We start from the raw sequence: 1,885 nt of genomic DNA on the forward strand, positions 1-1,885 counted from the left end.
TGGCATTGAGCCGTCAATCTTCGAACAATATCGCGCAAACCCTGAGCACTTCATCTCTGAGGCAGCGCGGCTGATCAAGGAGCAGAAGGCAGGTCACCTTATCGAGCAGTTGGTCTATGATCCGATCGACGAGCGATATGATGCCGATGTTTTTACCGCCGCCGAGATTGGTCAGGATTTTTCCCGAGCAACCGAGCGTCTCAAGAACCACGTCTTCGACTATTGCATCACAGATTCTGGTGTCGAACGCGACTTCGTTGGGGAGCTGGATACCAGCGCGGAGGTCGAGGTCTATGCGAAGCTGCCGAGGGGCTTCCTGATCCCAACTCCAGTTGGCGACTACAATCCCGACTGGGCCATCGTATTTCGAGCGGGCGCAGTGAAGCACATCTATTTCGTCGCCGAAACCAAGGGTTCAATGTCGTCGCTTGCCCTGCGAGATCTTGAACGCGCAAAGATTGATTGCGCTAAGAAGTTTTTCGCCAAGCTGGCAGAAACGAACCCGACGCCCAACGTGCGGTACGGGGTAGCGGACAGCTACAACAAGCTAATGGAAATCGTGACAACCTGATCCCGGCAAAGGCTATTTTTTGCCCTTTGCGGGCACGTGTTTTAGTCCGATCTGGACGTGGCCCGATTCCGTGCGGCGCGATTCAAACGCCCCCGCCTTGTCGACGAGATCGCTGAGCTTGGCCTGACCATAGGTACGCGGATCGAAATCCGACGCGAGTTCAGCGAGACGCTGGCCCACTCGGCCCAAGGGAACCCAGCCACCGTCATCGTCCAGCTGCGCGATGGCCTTGCGAATAAGCGGGGCGGCCGCGCTTGGGGCTTGTTTGGCTGTCGCGGGACGCAGGTCGGCGCGTTCGGGCTCTTCAGAGGTTGGAGCCTCCGGCAGAAGATTTTCCGTGTAGATGAAGCGCCGACAGGCCTGGCGGGAGCTCTCGGGGGTTTTCTGCTCGCCGAAGCCATAGCCATCGATGCCTTGCTCGCGGATGCGGGCTGCAAGCCCTGTGAAATCACTGTCAGACGATACCAGGCAGAAGGCGTCGAAGCGCCCGGTATGCAACAGATCCATAGCGTCGATCACGAGCGCAATGTCAGATGCATTCTTGCCGGTGGTGTAGGCGAAATTCTGCTGCGCCCGGATTGCGTGGGTCGAAAGCACCTCGGCCCAGGATTTGAGGCGGGTTCCGGAAAAGTCGCCATAAATCCGGCGCACGCTGGCTTCACCGATCTTGGCGATCTCTTCGAACAGACGGGTAGCGATACGGGAGGAGGCATTGTCAGCGTCGATGAGGACAGCAAGACGCGGAGCACGGGGTTCATTCGACATGTCGAATGCTTACCACACCGCCGGTAAAATTTGTCTCCAAAATAGATCAAACAGATTTGAAGTTAAATTCCGGCATCCATCTGACTGGGCAAGTAAATTTACGGATCGATCTCTGACCTCATTCCATTATCGCGAATTTATATTGCGATTTCAGTCCGATTGCGCGTCAATGTCGGCAAGAAAGAGAACGGGGGGAGCATTAGCAGCATGACGATCGAGGTTCGGCAACTCCGCTACGCCGTTCTGACCGCAGATACCCGCAGCTTTTCCCGTGCTGCCACGGCGCTCAACATGAAGCAGGCGACGCTGAGCCTGCGGGTTACGCAACTTGAGGACAAACTCGGCATCAAGTTGTTTACGCGTTCGACGCGGGGAGCTGAGCCGACCGAGATGGGCCAGGTCTTTCTGGAGTCTGCGCGGCGCATCATCACCGACATCGACAATCTGCAAACCACCGCGCGAGCGGTCAGCTATGGTGAACAAGGACGTCTCGCCGTCGGTTACAGCTCGTCACTGATGGCAGGCAATCTGAAGCAGACCTTCTCCGAA

At 56.9% G+C, this 1,885-nt stretch carries 2 protein-coding genes and 1 pseudogene; 2 read left to right on the forward strand and 1 reads right to left on the reverse strand.

All coding sequences use genetic code 11. The annotated features are described in order from the left end of the window. A pseudogene (locus tag Q0239_RS12490) lies at positions 1-571 on the forward strand (restriction endonuclease subunit R); the annotation flags it as partial. 12 nt (positions 572-583) lie between these two features. On the opposite strand, the gene Q0239_RS12495 reads toward Q0239_RS12490, so the two are convergent. Beyond that, entirely contained in the window at positions 584-1,336 is a 753-nt protein-coding gene (locus Q0239_RS12495) for an NYN domain-containing protein (protein WP_298603357.1), read from the reverse strand. A 207-nt stretch (positions 1,337-1,543) separates the two neighbouring features. Here Q0239_RS12495 and Q0239_RS12500 point away from each other — a divergent pair. Continuing rightward, positions 1,544-1,885, forward strand: a 342-nt coding sequence (locus tag Q0239_RS12500) for a LysR family transcriptional regulator (RefSeq protein WP_367276102.1), incomplete at its 3' end; no start/stop codon positions are given.

Origin of the sequence: uncultured Sphingorhabdus sp., from assembly GCF_937872355.1 — a bacterium.
GTDB lineage: Bacteria > Pseudomonadota > Alphaproteobacteria > Sphingomonadales > Sphingomonadaceae > Sphingorhabdus_B.